Consider the following 17,484-nt stretch of genomic DNA (forward strand, 5'->3'; position numbering starts at 1 on the left):
TCCTCCCGGTCAGACCGGGGGGCAATCCATGACGAGCACCGCACTGGTCACCGGGACCACCGGAGCACCTACCGAAATGCCGCTGACCTGCACGTAGTAGGCGCCGGGGACCAATTCATCGAATTTGATCGTCATCCTCTCGGAGATCGCCGGACTGCGCGATTCGACCTGTTTGCCGTTCTCGTCGAGCAACGCCACCTTCACCGCCCGCGCCGCCGTGTCCCTCAGCTCGACGGTGACCTCCAGGTCCTCCCCGGTCAGCACGAGGTCGGGCACGGTGAGCTGGGGCTCCGTCGCCGTCACGTTGCGCGGGACGACGGCCTTCGCGGTCAGGAACGACTCCACCGCGTCCAGTACGGCGGCGTTGTCCTGCAACGACGTGTGCTGCTCCGTCACGCGGTGCAGCGTGTTCGACGACAACGCCAACCCACGCCGTGCGCCGCCGACCATGGGCACGGTCGCATCCCCGTACAGGTCCTCGCCCTCGTACGTCCGCAAGCAGGTGACTTTGCCGTCGGCGATACGTGCCGTGGTGGCCGTGGGCTGCTTACCGCCGAGGATCGCGTACGTCTGATCAGCGAACGATTCGGTCAACGCGCCGTGGAACGCCATCGCGTCCTCGACCATCTTCGTGTCGAGCTCGGGCAACGAGGTCTCAGTGGTCTTGAGCAGGCCACCAGGCGACTCGATGCACGCGTACTCGGGCAACAGCTGGTGCAGCGACGGCATCGACCGCGCGAACTCCGTCAGGTCGATCGCCAACGGCCCGAGCCCCTTGCGCACGCCGTTGACCAGCTGGTCCAACGCGGCCGCGGCGCCGCGGTAGGGCGTGCCCATCGTGATCAGCTTCGCCGTGCGCTCGGCCATCCCGCACTGCTCGATGCACCAGCGCGCGACCAGCCCGCCCATCGAGTGGCACACGAAGCTGACCTTGGCGTCCGGCCCGATCCGGTCCAGCGCCTCGTCCACCCGCCGGGCGAGCAACGCGCCGTTGTAGCGGTTCGACAGCCGCCAGTCGTAGGCGAAGAGCAGCAGATTGCCCTTCTCGACGGTGTAGCCGAGCGAGTTCATCCTGCGCGTCACCCGGTCGTAGCCCTTCAACGGCGTCCAGATGCCCGGGATGACGTGCAGGTCCGACATCAGCGCGACGGGCTCGACCCCGTCCTGGGGGTGCTCGTCGCCGATGCCCGCCGGCAGCTTCAACCTCCCCAGGCTGCGGCCCAGCGTGAGCACCGCGCGCAACGCGGCCCTGCCGGACACCTCCCAGACCATGCCGTCCGCGTTGCGCAGCGTGCTGCCGAGAATGCCGGGCAGGACCACCACCAGATCGGTCATCTAGGACTCCTCGGCGAGCTTGCGGATGAGGGAGAGCAACGCGAGGTTCGCGGGCACCAGGTAGGTCAGCTCGTGGATCCAGACCAGACGCTGGTCCGGCGCGGGCAACGCCAGGCGTTCGTCACCGGCCCGAGCGCGCGCGACCGCCTTGTACAGCGCCGCCAACGCGTGCGGCTCCAACGCCGTCACGGCCTGGCTCAAGGCCTGCGGTGACGCGCCGGTGGCGAGCCCGCGCAGGATGTCGGTCACGCGCGACGGGTCTTCCACGGCGTCCAGCACGAGGTCGAGCACATCGGCGTCCTCGTCGGCCAGCAGCAGCAACGCGTGCACGGGCCGGTTGTCGCGGACGTTCTTCAGCACTTCCTTGTCCAGCAACTCCTCCCGTCGAGTGGCGAGGAGTTCGCGACGGCGTGCGGGTGTGGCGTCCATGAACTCGTCCGCGAGACTCGCGAGCAGCCACGGCCGATAGGCGAGTGCGACGCCCTGCTGCTGTGCGGTCGTGCGGCGTGACTGGATGACCTGCGCCTCGATCAGGCTCGTGCCGTACAACGCCTCCGTGACGGCGACATCCGCGTCGGTCGACAACAACTCGGGGTGTGCGACCAGGAGCGCGCGCTCCTCGGCGTACGAGCGCGCGAACACCCACAGGCGTGCGGTCCTGAGCAACGCACGGTCGACCGTCAGCCAGTCCGGCGTGGAGTCCCACGGCCACGGGCCCGAGTCGTAGTGACGGCGTGCGATGTCGTGCACGTCGTGGATCGCCTGCCGTGACTGGCCGACGTGCGTGAGCGCCTGGCACAACCACTTCGCCGCCGCCGGATCACCGGCCTTCGTCGCGGCCGCCCGCAGCATCAGCAGCGTGGCGAGGTGCGGGCCGTTGAACCGCGCGGTCACCCGTTCCCAGGTCTCCTCGACTATCTCGGGCTGCTTGAGCCCCGCGCAGATCGTGTCGAGCGTGAACAACGCGGCGGACAGCGTCGAGAGCCGGTCGACGTTCTCCGGCAGCAGGCAGACCTCGACGGTCCGCAGCCCGGTCGCCAGCGCCTCCCTGGGCTTGTCCGCGTCCCGCTGGCGGCGCATCAGGTTGTGCAGCGCCTGGGCGTGGATGCGCGAGCCCTCGGCGAGGTCGGCGGCCTGCCGGGCGGCGTTGAGGGCCGCGTCCGTGCGGTCGACCATGCTGTACGCGACGCTCAGGCTCAGCGCCGCGTCCGCGAGCTGGGGACGGAACGCGGCGTGCCGGCCGAGCGTGCCGCTGATCTCCGCGGCCTGCCGGGTCATGCTGTCGGAGTCGGACAGCCTGCCCAGCGCCAGGTAGTCGCGGCTCAGTTCCACCAACGCGCTGACCAGGTCCGCGAGGAACACCGGGTTCGTCTGCGCGAGCGAGTAGTACAGCTCGACGGCCTGCTTCGACCGTTGCATGGCCTCATAACGCAGCCCGGAGTCGCTGCACCGGGCGGCAAGACATGTCACCGCGCGCGCAAGCGGTGCATCGGTTTCGACGGCCGCGACGGCGTCACGTGCCGTGGACAGCGCCTCTTGCCGACGGCCGAGCATCGCGTAGACCTCGCTCAGGTCCACCAACGCGCCACTGAGGTGCGCCGCGTACGTCGGGTTATCGCCGCCGTGCGTCGTCGTCTTCGCGATGCGTTGCGCGAGCCGTTTGTGCGTAAGGCTTTCCGCCGTCGTCGGTGTCGACGCCACCAGCTCGCGGTAACGCACGGCGGCCTCTTCGGCGGGTGCCACGGCCTGCTGAAGGCGTCCGGCGTCGCGGAACCGCCTGCCGAGCTTGTTCAGCACGAAAGCCAAGTCCGCCAAGTACATCCGCAGCGTCGGCACGAGTGCGCGGAAGTGTTCGGCGGCCTCCTCCAACGGCGCGATGGCCTCGTCGCCGCGACCCCAGTGCATCAGCTCGTTCGCCGACGTCGTGGCCGCGAGTGCGATGTCCGGCAACAACATCCGGTTCATCCCGGCGAGATCGCGCAACCCGTCCAACGCCTGCGTGCCCGCGTGCCCGCAGTGCCGCCACGCGTACTTCCACAGGTAACCCGGCACGTTCGGCGGCACGCCGGCCTCCAGGCGCTGCCGGTAGAGGCGGATCAACGCGCAGGCCACCTTCTCCGCGCCCGGTGCGAACACCACCTCCCGGCTCGGCGCGAACTGCGGTCGCAGGTGGTCCGCGAACGTCTGGTGCGTCAGCTTGAAGACCGCCGTGCCCTCCTCACCGTCCTGCACGACGTGACGGCCCAGTTCGGTGAGCACGGCGGTGATGTCGTCACGGGTGAACTCCTCGCCGGACAACGCCTGCGCGACCGCTATCCACTCGGCCTCGGGGAAACCCGCGCCGTAGCTCCACGTCAACGCGGTCAGCAGCGCACGAGCTGAGGGCACCTTCGCGAGCTCACGGTCGAACGCCGCCTCCAGCGAGAACCGGAGATCGCCACCGCCGTCGGCCAGCACCTGGTCGGTGATCATCCACGCGGTCAGGAACGGCAGCTTCGCCAGCTCGTCCACAGTGGACTGCGGAGCGCCTGGTCCCAGACGTGCCAGGACGTACTCGCGCACGTCGGCCTCACTGCCCGCCTCGTCGAGGTCGAGCACCTCGACCGGGGACAGCTCGGTCAGCAGGGGAGCACCACCCGCCACCCGGTGCGCCTGCCGCGTCGAGACGATCACGACGGCGTAGGCCGCGAGCTTGGTCAGCAGCGAGGTGGCGATCGAGAACGACTCGCCGCGCGCCTCGTCCAGGCCGTCGACCACCAGCACCGGCGGTTCGGTCAACGCGCTGACCACGCCCACCAGTTCGGCGGCACCCCGGCGCGGGCCGTCGGGCGCGGGGACCAGGCCCGCGGCGACGAGCTGGCGGCTGAGCAGGTCGGCGACGCGGTCGGCGTCCATCGCGCGGGCGTGCACGGCCGCGTCGACCGACTCGGGACCGGGGTCGGCGTGCCGGAACGACGGCCCGGCGGACAGCAGGCGGTCGCGCTCGGCCGAGTTGGACAGGCTGACAACTCGGCCGACGACCGCGGACTTGCCCGTGCCCGGCGACCCGGTGACCACCCGCAGACCGGCCGCCCCGGACTTCACCCAGCTCACGACCTTGTCGACCTGGGCGGTGCGGCCGGTGAACCACGACCGGTTGTCCGTGGAGTCACCGCCGCGGGCCGCGAGCAGAAGATGCTTCACGACCGTGTTCGCGGCGTAGAGAGGATTCGGCAGCATCGGCTGTGCGGACCCGTACTGCATGAAGCGCGGCCGTTGGATGTCGCTGTCCCACGCGTTCAGCAGTGCGGTACCGACCGCGCCACCGTCGATCAACGCGATGCGGTCGCTCCACCGCCGTGCGTCCTCATCGGCCGTGGGACCGGCACGCAGCAGCTTGCGGAGCTTCCCGCCGAACAGCCCGTCACGGGCCGTTTCGACGCTCGAACACGCCACCAGCACGCCCGCCCAGTGCGCCTGGCCCGCCAGCAGTTCCTCCTGGACGGCCGCGACCGTGCGCACGGCCTCGTCGAGCTGGGCGCCGGCATAGCAGGCGTCGATGACGATGAGCACCTGGTGCGCGCCCGACGCGGCACACCACAGCGCGAACTCGTGCAGCATGATCCCGTCGACCACGCCGTCGTTGTCCCTGGCCAGGAGCCTGAGGTTGCCGGCGACGGGGATGGCGTGCCCGCTCCACAACGCCACCAGCGCGCCGCCGTCCTGCGGCTTGGCGCGCAGCGCCTTCATGTGCGCGCGGATCTCGGCCTCGGTCGGGTCGGCCAGCGGTTCGCCCTCGTAGCCCTTGAGCAGCGCGCGCAACTCCCGCACGTCGCTCACGGCGTGCTGCAGCGGCTGCACCAGCTCGTAGGAGCCGACGCCGATGCCGACGAACCTGCCTCTGACCCTCTCCTGCATGACTCACTACCCCCTGTCCACACGTCGTTGTGCGGCAAGGGGTGTTACTCCGGTTAACTCATTCGGCCGAATCTTTCGGCAACTCGAGGTTCGTGTTCTTCTCCAGGAACCTCAGGAGCTCCACCGGGAACGGCAGCACCAGCGTCGAGTTCTTCTCCGCCGCCACCTCCACGATGGTCTGCAACAGCCGCAGCTGAAGCGCGCCGGGCGTCGCCTCCATGGTCCCGGCGGCCTCGGAGAGCTTCTTGGACGCCTGCAACTCGCCGTCCGCGGTGATGATCCGGGCGCGGCGCTCGCGTTCGGCCTCGGCCTGCCGCGACATCGAGCGCTTCATGCTCTCCGGCAGCGCCACGTCCTTGATCTCGACGCGGTCGATGTCGATGCCCCACTCCAGCGCGGGCGTGTCGATCATCAGCTCCAGGCCCTGGTTGAGGCGCTCCCGGTTGGACAGCAGGTCGTCGAGCTCGCTCTTGCCGATGATCGACCTGAGCGAGGACTGCGCGACCTGCTGCATCGCGAACCGGTAGTCCTCGATGCTGACGACGGCCTTCGCCGCGTCCTGCACCTTGAAGTAGATGACGGCATCGACGCGCACGGTGACGTTGTCGCGCGTGATGCCGTCCTGGGCCGGCACGGGCAGGGTGACGATCTGCAGGTTGACCTTCCGGAGTTGGTCGACCCCGGGAACCAGCATCGTCAGCCCCGGCCCGCGCACGCCCTCCTGGAGCTTGCCGAACCGGAACACCAGTCCCTGTTCGAACTGTTTGATCACTCGCGCGCTCATGGCGAGGCCGAGGCCTCCGAGCGCGACGAGACCACCGAGGATTTCGAAGAAGATCATGAGACCCCGCCTTTCATCGGCGAATGCCCTTGATCTCCAACGGTACGCCTCAAACGCAGCTCAGAACGGGGTTCGCCCAGTCGGAGTGGTCGTGGGCGTTGCCGTCACCGCTGTCTGTCACCCGGAACGTCAGCACCGTTGCTCCAGACGTGTCGACGGTGATCGGTACGGCGGCGCTTTGTCCTGTCAGCGTGGGGCTTTGGTAGGCGGACACGCCGTCCTTCAGCACCTCGAACCGGACGGTGCCGCCGCCGTTCGTCTCGTCGTCGACACCGATCGTGGCGTTGAGCGCGGAGCACTTCCCGCCGGTGTAGACCTGGAACTCCGAGTCGGCGTGCGTGCCGACGCCCCTGTCGAACTCCGCTCCCCGGATGCTCATCGGGTTGCCGTCACCGCCCGCGTTCTCTCCGTTGCTGCGGTCGCGTTCGATCGGGCCCCAGCCGTTGCGCTCGTTCAGGAACTCCAGCGCGGACACCTGAGCCTCACCCTGCGGCGGACGCGGCGTGGCGGTGAAGTCCTTGGTGATCGTGCTCGTCGCCTTGCCCGAGCTGATCTCCGCGAACACCGGGCGGGTGCCGGTCTGGCCGCCTTCGCGCTTGATCGTCACCTTCGCGGAGCCGCTGGAGAGGTCGACGGTGCTCGGCGTGACGGACCAGTCGTCCGGCGCGGTCAGCCTGGCCGTGGTCCTGCCGGGGCAGGGCTTCGTCACGACCAGTTCCGCCTCGACCTGCTCACCTGGTTCGAGAACGGTGTCGGCGGCGTTGAGCTGGGCGGCAGGCGCGCAGTCGACGTTGCGGCCGAGCTTGCCCGTCGCGGCCTCCACGGGCGTGAGCGGGCGCAGCAGCACGGAGTACGCGTACTCGTTGCCCGCCTCCACCTGATACTGCGGCAACGGCTCGTGGAACGTCTCGCTGACGCCCGTCACGCGATGTGCCGCGTGCAGGGTGGTCCAGCCGTCGTTCTTCTTGAGCGCGAACGGGTACGCGGCGCGGTCGAGGTCGTCGTACCGCGAGACCCGGACGTCCAGGTCGCCCGCGACGAGCAGGCCGGCGCGGCCGTTGGACAGCGTCGCCCAGCGCGTGTCCGCGTGGTTGCCGAAGTCCTGCGGCTTGTAGTAGTCGTTGAACTCCTTGTCCACAGTGGACTGGTAGACGCCGACCGGGTTGCCCGACCTGCGGTCGTCGTAGTTCTCGCCGGGACCGCGGCCGTACCAGGTGAACCTGCCGTAGTCGGCGGGAACCTTGAGCGTGAAGCCGATGCCGGGCAGGTAGCTCAGGTCGCGCATGCGGTCCCGGGCGGCGACCCGGTGGCCCACGTTGATCTCGCCGTCACCCGTGATCCGGTAGGTGAAGGTCTGGCCGAACGACGCGTCGGTCACGGCCTGGGCGGTGGACTTGGCCGTGATGACCGTGTCCGTCGCGTTCTGGGTGACGGTGACGCTCGACGGTGTGGTCTTGAGGCGGTCGAGACCGTTGCGGTACCAGGAACCGTCCTCGCTCATGAACTCGTTCGACAGCGGGGCGCGCCACGCGTCCAGCTCCGGGCCGGTCTTGAGCAACTCGATGCCGCGCACGCGCATCGACGTGAGCGTGCCGGACCGCTTGCTGACGACGTACCGGAAGTCCTTGCCGGACACCACGATCTCGTCGTCGTTCTGGGTGGTCGTGATCTTGCCGGGCGCTCCCGGCGTGTGCAGGCCGGCGATCTGGGTGCCGCCCAGCGGGAAGTCCGCGACAGCGACGTCGTTGCCCTGCCGGTCGGTCGCGCGGACGGTCAGCCACCGCTCGGTCTCGGCCCGGAAGCCCGGCAAGGTGATCGTGCCCGGCTGGAGCCTGCCGCGGTGCTCGGCGATCGTGCGGCCGTTGTCCTGGACCTGCCAGCGCAGTTCGAGGTCGTCGGTGCCGGTGAACTGGCGTTCGCTGACGGTCGTGAGTTTGTTGTCCGCGAAAGAGAATCGGATGGGGGAGTGGACGGCCATCAGCTCGGTGGTCTCCGGCTGCGGCCTGCGATCCGACCACACCACGCCGTCGACGCCACCGGTGCCCGCGCCGTAGGACTGCTGACGGCCCTTGTCCTCCAGCTTCTCGAAGTCGAGCGCCAGCACGGCGGTCTTCTTCGGATCTGCCGCGAGTTCGGCGTCGGTCAGGGCGCGGTGGTAGATCCGGACCTGGTCGACCGAGCCGTGCGCCATGCGCGTGCCGACGTTCTCCTGCATGGTCTCGGCGTTGCGGCCGATGTTGACCGGCCAGTGCGACCAGTCGATCGCGCCGCTGAACTCGGTGGTGGAGACCTCGCGTCCGTCGATCAGCAGCCGCAGCTTCGCGCCGTCGAACGTGCCGGTGACGCGGTGCCAGTTCCCGTGGAAGTCCGCCGGGACCGTGGCCCTGACCGTGCGCCAGGTGCCGCTGTGGACGAAGAACTCCAGTGTGGTGGCGTTGGACATCTTCAGCGCGTACTGGTGGTCGCCCTTGGAGATGACGGTGAAGTCGCCGGTCCAGGTGTCGGGCTTGACCCAGGCGTCCAGCGTGAGGGCGGTGGTGACCTCGTCGAGCTTGCGGTCGCGGTAGACCTCCACGAAGTCGTCGAGTCCACTGAGTTGCAACGCTTTGCCGTGCGGTCCGTCCACCTGGGACGGTTTGCCGGACAGGTAGGAGAGGATGCCGTTGGCGTCGTCGGGCGTGGTGTAGAGCGGCAGGGCGATGTTCTGCTCGGCCCAGTCCCAGATGAAACCGCCCTGCACCTGCGGATAGGCGCGGACGACGTCCCAGAACTCCTTGAAGTTGCCGAGGCTGTTGCCCATCGCGTGCGCGTACTCGCCCATGATGATCGGCTTGGTCGTCGTCTTCGCCTTGGCTTCGAGACTCGCGGGCGACGGGTAGCGCGGGCCGGCCACGTCCGCGAACGGCGCGTCGCCGTCCGGCACGTTCGGCTGGTGGTACAGCGGGCGGGTGTCGTTCTTCCGCGCGTACTCGGCCATCGTGTAGTGCGCCTTGCCCAGACCGGCCTCGTTGCCGGTGTCCCACATGACCACGCTCGGGTGGTTCTTGTCGCGCTGCATCATGGCGGTGAACCGGTCCTGGAACGCGTCCTGCCACTCGGGGCGTTCGGCGAGGCAGTTGGTCGGGCAGCCGTCGTGGTGGTGGGTCTCGATGTCGACCTCGTCGGCGATCATCAGCCCGTTGCGGTCCGCGAGCTCGTAGAAGTACGGGTCGCTCGGGTAGTGCGAGGTGCGCACGGCGTTGATGTTGAACCGCTTCATCAGCTGGACGTCTTTGTCCTGGTCAGCGCGGGTGACGTAGCGGCTGCCGTGAACTGACGTCTCGGCCCGGTTGGTGCCGCGGAACAGCACGCGCTTGCCGTTGATCTTGAACTGCTTGTCGATGATCTCGATCTTGCGGAACCCCACCGGCTGCCTGCCGGTCTGGATCACGCGGCCGTCCTTGAGCAGTTCGATCCGGAGCTCGTGGACGTTCGGGGTCTCGTCGGTCCACTTCAGCGGGTCGGCGACCTTGCCGTCCCGGATGGGGACCTCGCGGCCCTGCGGGTCGAAGAGCCTGGTCCGGACGGTGTGGCCGTCCTGCGGGCCGCCGATCTTGACGTCCGCGCTGATCGTGGCGTCGCGGTACTGGGCGTCCAGGTCGGTCTTGATCGTGACGTCCTGGAGGTACGTCGCCGGCGTCGAGTAGAGCCAGACCTCGCGGAAGATGCCCGAGAACCGCCACTGGTCGTAGTCCTCCAGGTGGGAGCCGGAGCCCCAGCGGTGGACCTGGAGTTTGATCGTGTTGCGGCCGGGCTTGAGCTTGCTGGTGATGTCGAACTCGGCGGGCGTGTAGCCGCCCTGGTCGTAGCCGACGTACGCGCCGTTGACCCACACGAAGTATCCGCTGGTCACGCCCTCGAAGCGGACCAATGTGCGGTCCCAGTTCCGCGGCAGGTCGAACGTCTTCTCGTAGACACCGGTCGGGTTGAGGTCGTGCGGGATCGACGGTGGGGCGTCCGGGTACATCTCGGTGGGAATGTTGCGGAACATCGGGTGGTCGAGGAAGTCGGTCTGCCACGTGTGGGGGACCTTGACCGTGCGCCATCCGTCGGGCGTGTCTCTCACGTCCTGCGGCCTGTCGAACATCCGGATGCGCCACTCGCCGTTGAGGCTGAGCCTGCGCTCGGGTTTCAGATCCGGGTGAGGAGGTTCCTGGTTCTCGCCCGTCATTCTGGGATTCTCCAGATATGCCAAGGCATCCAGGGATTCGGCCTGCGCGGTTGCGGGGGCCAGTGAGAGCGCTACCACCGTGGCTACGACGACACGAAGCATGCCTTCGGAAGCTAGGGGCGGCGTGAGGACGGCGTCAACGAATGTCCGCTCTTTCTGTCCGAACGGATCTGGCCGACGCGTCCCAACGTCCGGAAATCACGCTCCACTCCGCAGCACGCGTTAGTGTCGGATACATGCAGACCTGGTCATCAATTCCTGTGCCGCGGGTTCCGGGGGACCCCCGCCCGCTGCGGCTGTTCGACACGGCCACGGGCGAAGTGCGTCCGACGGCTCCAGGAGACACCGCCAGGTTGTACGTCTGCGGGATCACGCCGTACGACGCGACGCACCTCGGCCACGCCGCCACCTATCTCGCGTTCGACCTCGTGCACCGCGTGTGGCTCGACAACGGCCACAACGTGCACTACGTCCAGAACGTCACCGACGTGGACGACCCGCTGTTGGAGCGGGCGCTGCGGGACAAGGACGACTGGGAGGTGCTCGCGATGCGCGAGACCGCCCTGTTCCGCGAGGACATGGAGGCGTTGCGCGTCCTGCCGCCGCAGGACTACGTCGGCGTCGTCGAGGCGGTCCCCGAGATCGTCGAGGTGGTCGTCAAGCTGCTCAACGACGGCCACGCGTACCGCGCCGACGACTCCGAGTACCCGGACATCTACTTCGCGCACGACGCCACGGGCCGGTTCGGCTACGAGTCGAACTACTCCGCCGAGGAGATGCTGCGGCTGTTCGCCGAACGCGGCGGCGACCCGGACCGCCCCGGCAAGCGCCACCCGCTCGACGCGCTGTTGTGGCGCATGAAGCGTCCCGGCGAGCCCGCGTGGCAGTCCGAACTGGGCGAAGGCCGCCCCGGCTGGCACATCGAGTGCAGCGCCATCGCCCACAACCGCCTCGGCGCCGGCTTCGACGTCCAGGGCGGCGGCTCCGACCTGATCTTCCCGCACCACGAGTACTCCGCGGCGCACGCCGAGGCCCAGACGGGCCAGCACCCGTTCGCCCGCCACTACGTGCACGCGGGCATGATCGGCCTCGACGGCGAGAAGATGTCGAAGTCGCGCGGCAACCTGGTCTTCGTCTCGAAGCTGCGCTCGCAGAAGGTCGACCCGAACGCCGTCCGCCTGGCCCTGCTCTCCGGGCACTACCGCGAAGACCGCCCGTGGTCGCAGGAGCTGCTGGACACGGCGCTGGCGCGGCTGGACAAGTGGCGCCAGGCCGCCGGCCGCGACACCGGACCGTCCGCTGTGGACACCGTGACGCGGCTGCGCGACCACCTGGGCAACGACCTCGACACGCCGAAGGCCTTGGCCGCGATCGACGCGTGGGCCGACGAGGCGTTGACGCACGGCGGTTCGGACAAGCACGGGCCCTCGCAGATCCGTGACGCGGTGGACGCGCTTCTGGGCGTGGACCTCTAATCAGGCCAGCCGGTGGCGCTGCTCGGGTGCAGCGCCACCACCAGCTGGGCCGGAGTACCGGACAGCACCTGAGCGGCCGGAATCGTCGCGCCCTTCCACCTCTGGTAGAGCGCGCGCATCTGGGCGAACGCGACGATCCAGTCCTCGACCTCGTCGAAGCCGAGCACCCACGGCGTCGGCACGATGACCCGCTCACGAACCCGCTGGGCCGGCCCGGGATCGATGAGCGTCTCGCGGTGCCGTGCCCAGAACTCGTCGGAGACCGGGAACATCCGCCGCCGCAACTCCTCCGCGCTGGGCGTGCGCCACCATCGCCCGAAGTGCGGCAGCACCTCCCCGTCCACGAACAGGCGCAGCACCGCGTCGAGGTTGTTCACGATCACCGCGGCGTTCTCCTCCGAGATCCGGACCAGCACGCCGTCGCCCACCGGGGTCGCGTCGAAGTGGATCTCGGTCATCACGCCCTCCCGAAGGTCGCGCGCAGCCCGAGTCGTACCAGGCGCACCGTCAGTGCTTCGGCGTCGGCGCTGTCGTACTCACCCACCACCGACCTACCGGCGTGGTGGATCTCCACGGCCTTCGCTCGTGCTTGTGCATCATCGTGACCACAAACCGTGCGCAGAATGTGGTGCACGAGCATGAACGAATTCACGTCGTCGTTGTGTAGAACGACCTGCCATCTCTCCCCAGAGCTCACCGGGGAAGTATGTCGCAGCGCCACAATGGACCCGTGATGGAGGTGGCACGGCGCGACCTCGCGCGCATGCGGGAGTCGGCGGCAGCGTGGCAGGAGCTGCGCTACGAGAGCACCGGCAATGGTGACGACGCGAACGAGGTGGCGCGCGCGAAAGTGCTGTGGGCGCTGCAGTACGACCGGCGCCCCGATGACCTGCCGCTGCTGCGGTTCCTGGCCGAGCAGGAGGCGTTGTGCCGTAGCAACGCGCCGTTCCAGGGCATCGGCGAGGAGGCCCAGCTGGCCGGCTTCCTGCTGGCCGCGCACGGGCAGGTCGAGGACGTGTGGCGGCAGCACGCGATCAAGCGCGCCAACTTCGACACCTGGTGCGGCTACGACCAGGAGCACGTCTTCGCCGCCGGTGCCGAGGCCACGGTCGCGTACGTGCGGGCGAGTGATCATCCCGACCGGGACGAGGTGCTGGAGTTCCTGCTCGACCGGGACGTGGACGACGAGGACGTGCGGGCGTGGCTGGAGAGCCGCCACGAGTGGTTCCCGAAAGACCCCGGCGACGAGGACCCGCTGACGTGGGTCGAGCGCGCGAAGCTGGCGGGGGAGCGGGAGCTGGCGCGTGCCGAGCTGGACCGGTGGGCGTTGGGCCGTTCGAGGGACATCAGCACGTTGAACCAGTTGCGCTACGAGCTCGCGGATCTGGGGGAGTTCGCGGAGGCGGCGCGGACCCAGCGGGAGGCTCTCCCGTTCGCGGACAGTGACTGGGATCGCGCAGTCGGGTGGTGCGTCCTGGCCCGGCTCGAACGCCAGGCCGGGGATCACCACGCTGCCTGGGACGCGTTGCGGGAGTGCGGGGCCGCCCTGGGAGCTGTGGAGGACTGGCGGGAGGTCGGGCTCGGGCGCGATTTCGTGCACGAGCTGTACCTGCTCGCCGGGGTCGCGGAGGCCGGGCTCGCCCGTGAGGTGTTCGCCGAGGCGGGGCGGCAGGCGCGGGACGTGCCGGGGCTGCCTCCGGTCGTGCTGGACGCGGTGGCCGAGGCGGAGAAACGCTGCGGGTGAAGGAAACCGCCCCCGAGGCGGAAGCACCGGGGGCGGTCTCGTTCAGCGGTACAACTGGTTTGCTCAGACGTCGAGCGTCCAGTTGTTCAACGTGCCGGAGTCCAGGAACGCCGCGTCGCGCACGCGCAGCGTCCAGGTGCCGTTGGCAGCCTCACCGGAGAGGTTCTTGGTGTAGGTCTCGTTGATGTTGTCGGCCGAGCCGCCGGTCCGGTTGTGCAGGTTGACGACCGTGCCGTCGGGCGCGACCAGGTCGACCACGAGGTCGCCCTTGTAGGTGTGCGTGATCGAGACCTTGATCGTCGAGGTGGCCGACGCGGCGCCCGCGCAGCCGGAGACGACGATCGTGCTGGTCACCGTGGCCTGGTCCGGGATCGCGACCGGGGTCGAGTTGGTCCGGGCGTCACAGCTGCCGCCGACCGCGTTGACGACCCACGAGAAGGTCGCCGTGCCGGTCTTGTTCGCGGCATCGGTCACCGTGGCGGTGACGGACGAGGTGCCCGCCGTGGTCGGGGTGCCGGAGATCGCGCCGGAGGCGGACGCCGACAGACCGGCCGGGAGGCCGCTCACGGACCAGGTGTACGGCGCGGTGCCGCCACTGGCCGAGAGCTGCAACGACGCCGCCGTGCCGACCGTGGAGGTCTGCGTGCCGGGGTTCGTCACCGAGGGGTTGCCCGGCTGGCCGCCGCCGAACAGCGTGTAGAGCAGCTTGTTCGGCGTGTTGGCGCCGACGTTGGTGATCTTGTTGGGCGTGGAGGCGGCGTTCAGGCCGTCCCACACCGCGGCCGGGCTGTCGGTCGGGTGCGTGGCGAGCCACAGGGCAGCCGCGCCCGCGACGTGCGGGGTGGCCATCGACGTACCGGAGATGTTGTTCGTCGCGGTGTCGTTGGTGTTCCACGACGACACGATGTTCTGACCCGGTGCGTAGATGTCCGTGCAGGAGCCGTAGTTCGAGAACGAGGCGCGCGCGTCGGTGTTGGTCGACGCGTTGACCGTGATCGCCTCGGTGACGCGTGCAGGCGAGGTGCTGCAGGCGTCGGTGTTCGAGTTGCCGGAGGCGATGGCGTAGGTGACGCCGGCCGCGATGGAACGGCGCACGGCCGCGTCCAGGGTGGCGTCCGCGCCGCCGCCGAGCGACATGTTGGCGACAGCGGGCTTGACGTGGTTCGCGGTCACCCAGTCGATACCGCCGACGACACCGGCGGTCGTGCCGGAGCCGGAGCAGTTCAGCACCTTGACGGCGACGACCTTGGCGGCCTTCGCGAGGCCGTACTCGGCGCCCGCGATGGTGCCACCGACGTGCGTGCCGTGGCCGTTGCAGTCGGTGTTGTTGCCGTCACCGGAGGTGTTGGTGCCCCACGTCGCGCGGCCACCGAACGTGGAGTGCGTCGTGCGCACACCCGTGTCGATGACGTACGCCGTGACGTTGGACGCCGTGGTGTCGTACTGGTAGCTGTTGCTCAGGGGCAGGTCGCGCTGGTCGACGCGGTCCTGGCCCCACGACGGCGGGTTCTGCTGGACGTCGAGCAGGTGCACCTCGGCGTCCTGCTGGACGTACGCGACCTTCGGGTCCGCGGCGAGCTTGGCGGCCTGCTTGGCCGTCATCTTCACCGAGAAGCCGTTGAGCGCGTGCTGCCAGACCTGACCGACCTGGCCGCCGTACTTGCTCGCCAAGCCCGGTGCGGCGGCCCTCGACGCCGTGTCGGCCTTCAGCGAGACGATGTAGCTGTCCTTCACGACATCGGCGCGGTCGGCGCCGAGAATCGTCCCCACGTTTTCTTGAGCTGATGCGGCGGGGACCACGGCGGCGGCCAGACATACGGCGGCCGCGGCAGCGAGTCCCGTACCCAAGACTCTTCGCATTGCAGGGTTCTCCCTCGTGCAGGGAACAGGGTGACCAGCACGCTAGCCCTAAACCGCAGGTCAGAGGGATACGCCGAGGAGTGCGAACTGTTGACAGATTTGACATTTCGTGTCAAAGCGACAGTTGCGGACAGTCACGGAAATAGGCCGAGAGAACGCATTTGCTTTCCCTATATCAACCCGAACGCCGCGAGGTCCACCCCTCGATCGACCCTACCGTCCGGTAGACATGCCGAAGTAGCGTCGCCCAGACGGAGGAACGAACTGATCGGGCAGTTCGCCGCCTGGGGACGCCATTCATCCGGTGTCGTACGCGCTGTGTTGCAGCACAGCTGATCTCCTCATCGCGGTTGCCCGGTCCGGCGTTACACCGGCCCTGCACAAAACCGAAGATCAAGGAGAAATGCCTATGAAGCGCATGGCTGTCGCAGCTGTGGCCGTGTTGGCGGGTGCTCTCGCGACGACGGTCTCCCCTGCCGCCGTCGCCGCCGAGGGACCTTCCGCCGACCTGCTCGCCGCGATGCAGCGCGACCTCGGGCTGGACGCCACGCAGGCGGCGGAACGGTTGCGCCAGGAGAGCGCGGCCACGGTCCTGCAGCGAGTCGCGGAAGGTTTCGCCGGCGAGAGCTACGGCGGCGCGTGGTTCGACGCGTCCATCGGCAAGCTCGTCGTGGGCGTGACCGACGCGACCAAGACCGACCGGCTCCGCAAGCTCGGCGCGGAGCCCCGCACGGTCGCGCACAAGGCGAGTGACCTCGACGCGGCCAAGGCGAAGCTCGACGCGTCGCAGGCTCCGGCCGAGGTCACCGGCTGGTTCGTCGACACGAAGGCGAACGCGGTGACCATCACCGTCAAGCGCGGCCAGACCGAGGCGGCGAAGACGCTGGTGGAGAAGGCGGGCGCGGTCGCGAAGGTCGTCGAGACCGACGAGGCCCCGCGGTTGTTCAAGGACACCCGCGGCGGCGACGCCTACTACATCAACAACGCCGGACGCTGCTCCGTCGGCTTCGCGGTCGAGGGCGGCTTCGTCTCCGCCGGGCACTGCGGGTCGCCCGGCGACACGGTGACCGGCGTCGACAAGACGGCGATGGGCGAGTTCGAGAAGTCGTCCTTCCCCGGCAACGACTACTCGTTCGTGAAGACCAACTCGTCCTGGACGTCCACGGCCAAGGTGAACCACTACGGCGGCGCTGACGTCATCGTGTCCGGTCACACCGAGTCCGCGGTCGGCGCCTCGATCTGCCGTTCCGGCTCGACCACGGGCTGGCACTGCGGCGAGGTCCAGGCCAAGAGCCAGACCGTGAACTACCAGGAGGGCTCGGTCAGCGGCCTCACGCGCACGAACGTGTGCGCGGAGCCCGGTGACTCGGGTGGCTCGTGGGTCAGCGGCACGCAGGCGCAGGGCGTCACCTCGGGTGGCTCCGGTGACTGCACCAGCGGCGGCACGACCTACTACCAGCCGGTCAACGAGATCCTCGAGACGTACGGCCTGACGCTCACCACGGGCTGACGCGACCGGTGAACGGGGGAGCCTCCATCCGTGGAGGCTCCCCCTCCCGCTTTCAGTCCTGCCGCTCTTCCAGCCACTTCTCGCGGTGCACGCGCCACCGGTCCAGCATCGAGCCGAGCTCGCTGTGGGCGAACCGGAAGAACTCCCGCGTCTCGTCCAGCCGCAGCCCCGCGTCGGTGTCCGGGCCGAGCGCCCTGACGCCCTCGCTGAGCACCTCGTCGATCATCACCAGCATCTGGTCCTTGCGGAACGTCGCCTCGTACCAGACGTTGTCGCGCATCCGGTAGACGTCGCGGCGTGATCCGGGCTCGCGTTCGCGGCTGACGATCTGGACCGTGGTCAGGTAGCGCACCGCGCCCGACACCGCCGCCGGGGAGATCTGCAGCAGGTCGGCGATCTCGGCCGCGGTGAGCCGTCCCGTGTCCGTCGTCAGCAGCGCCGCGAGGATGCGAGCCGGCATGCGCGGAACGCCGGTGTCCGCCAGAATCCCGCCGAACCGTTCGACGAACTGGCTCACCGCCTGCGTGTCACGCTCCGTAGTACTCGTCACGGCGGCATCATCCCCTTTCGTCAGCCGATCGAGCAAAATTTACGTCCTTCACGAAGTTGTGA

The 17,484-nt window shown here is 68.9% G+C and carries 11 protein-coding genes; 3 read left to right on the forward strand and 8 right to left on the reverse strand.

Annotation, left to right across the window (positions count from 1 at the left end; genetic code table 11):
* Positions 1-9 precede the first annotated feature (9 nt).
* From ACIQF0_RS05070 to ACIQF0_RS05085, 4 genes are read right to left on the reverse strand one after another with little or no spacing between them, the layout of a single operon-like run.
* Positions 10-1,335, reverse strand: a complete 1,326-nt coding sequence (locus tag ACIQF0_RS05070; protein WP_401024602.1) for an esterase/lipase family protein — start codon at positions 1,333-1,335, stop codon at positions 10-12.
* Positions 1,336-5,232 (reverse strand): AAA family ATPase, encoded by a 3,897-nt coding sequence (locus tag ACIQF0_RS05075; RefSeq protein WP_401024605.1) that lies wholly within the window; start codon positions 5,230-5,232, stop codon positions 1,336-1,338.
* Positions 5,233-5,290: 58 nt separating this feature from the next.
* A complete protein-coding gene (locus ACIQF0_RS05080) occupies positions 5,291-6,073 on the reverse strand; it encodes a slipin family protein (protein WP_360032982.1) in 783 nt (260 codons plus the stop codon).
* A 49-nt stretch (positions 6,074-6,122) separates the two neighbouring features.
* Positions 6,123-10,283, reverse strand: coding sequence for a glycoside hydrolase family 2 TIM barrel-domain containing protein (locus tag ACIQF0_RS05085; RefSeq protein WP_401024608.1), 4,161 nt, complete (start codon positions 10,281-10,283; stop codon positions 6,123-6,125).
* 236 nt (positions 10,284-10,519) lie between these two features.
* On the opposite strand from ACIQF0_RS05085, the gene mshC reads away from it, so the two are divergent.
* Complete coding sequence (mshC, locus tag ACIQF0_RS05090; protein ID WP_401024611.1) at positions 10,520-11,758, forward strand: cysteine--1-D-myo-inosityl 2-amino-2-deoxy-alpha-D-glucopyranoside ligase; 1,239 nt, start codon at positions 10,520-10,522, stop codon at positions 11,756-11,758.
* On the opposite strand, the gene ACIQF0_RS05095 is transcribed toward mshC, so the two are convergent.
* A complete protein-coding gene (locus tag ACIQF0_RS05095) occupies positions 11,755-12,216 on the reverse strand; it encodes a hypothetical protein (protein WP_401024613.1) in 462 nt (153 codons plus the stop codon). The genes mshC and ACIQF0_RS05095 overlap by 4 nt on opposite strands.
* Positions 12,216-12,479: an ATP-dependent Clp protease adaptor ClpS gene (locus tag ACIQF0_RS05100; RefSeq protein ID WP_401024616.1), complete on the reverse strand. Its 264-nt coding sequence runs from the start codon at positions 12,477-12,479 to the stop codon at positions 12,216-12,218. The genes ACIQF0_RS05095 and ACIQF0_RS05100 overlap by 1 nt, the downstream gene beginning before the upstream one ends.
* A gap of 9 nt (positions 12,480-12,488) precedes the next feature.
* Here ACIQF0_RS05100 and ACIQF0_RS05105 point away from each other — a divergent pair, with 9 nt between their 5' ends.
* The gene (locus ACIQF0_RS05105) at positions 12,489-13,502 is read left to right on the forward strand and encodes a hypothetical protein (protein ID WP_401024618.1); all 1,014 of its coding nucleotides are present in this window, start codon (positions 12,489-12,491) and stop codon (positions 13,500-13,502) included.
* Positions 13,503-13,565: 63 nt separating this feature from the next.
* On the opposite strand, the gene ACIQF0_RS05110 is transcribed toward ACIQF0_RS05105, so the two are convergent.
* Positions 13,566-15,272, reverse strand: a complete 1,707-nt coding sequence (locus ACIQF0_RS05110) for a S8 family peptidase (RefSeq protein ID WP_401024619.1) — start codon at positions 15,270-15,272, stop codon at positions 13,566-13,568.
* 499 nt (positions 15,273-15,771) lie between these two features.
* On the opposite strand from ACIQF0_RS05110, the gene ACIQF0_RS05115 reads away from it, so the two are divergent.
* On the forward strand, positions 15,772-16,872 hold the full coding sequence (locus ACIQF0_RS05115; protein WP_360033003.1) for a S1 family peptidase: 1,101 nt from the start codon (positions 15,772-15,774) through the stop codon (positions 16,870-16,872).
* 52 nt (positions 16,873-16,924) lie between these two features.
* Here ACIQF0_RS05115 and ACIQF0_RS05120 read toward each other — a convergent pair whose 3' ends face one another.
* A complete protein-coding gene (locus ACIQF0_RS05120; protein WP_401024623.1) occupies positions 16,925-17,422 on the reverse strand; it encodes a GbsR/MarR family transcriptional regulator in 498 nt (165 codons plus the stop codon).
* Positions 17,423-17,484 lie beyond the last annotated feature (62 nt).

The organism is Lentzea sp. NPDC092896, assembly GCF_044754905.1.
In the GTDB taxonomy this organism is placed as follows: domain Bacteria; phylum Actinomycetota; class Actinomycetes; order Mycobacteriales; family Pseudonocardiaceae; genus Lentzea.

Coding starts and splice junctions, on each gene's coding strand:
- ACIQF0_RS05070 (WP_401024602.1), bottom strand. CDS start 1,335: ATGACCGATCTGGTGGTGGTCCTGCCCGGCATTCTCGGCAGCACGCTG.
- ACIQF0_RS05075 (WP_401024605.1), bottom strand. CDS start 5,232: ATGCAGGAGAGGGTCAGAGGCAGGTTCGTCGGCATCGGCGTCGGCTCC.
- ACIQF0_RS05080 (WP_360032982.1), bottom strand. CDS start 6,073: ATGATCTTCTTCGAAATCCTCGGTGGTCTCGTCGCGCTCGGAGGCCTC.
- ACIQF0_RS05085 (WP_401024608.1), bottom strand. CDS start 10,283: ATGACGGGCGAGAACCAGGAACCTCCTCACCCGGATCTGAAACCCGAG.
- mshC (WP_401024611.1), top strand. CDS start 10,520: ATGCAGACCTGGTCATCAATTCCTGTGCCGCGGGTTCCGGGGGACCCC.
- ACIQF0_RS05095 (WP_401024613.1), bottom strand. CDS start 12,216: ATGACCGAGATCCACTTCGACGCGACCCCGGTGGGCGACGGCGTGCTG.
- ACIQF0_RS05115 (WP_360033003.1), top strand. CDS start 15,772: ATGAAGCGCATGGCTGTCGCAGCTGTGGCCGTGTTGGCGGGTGCTCTC.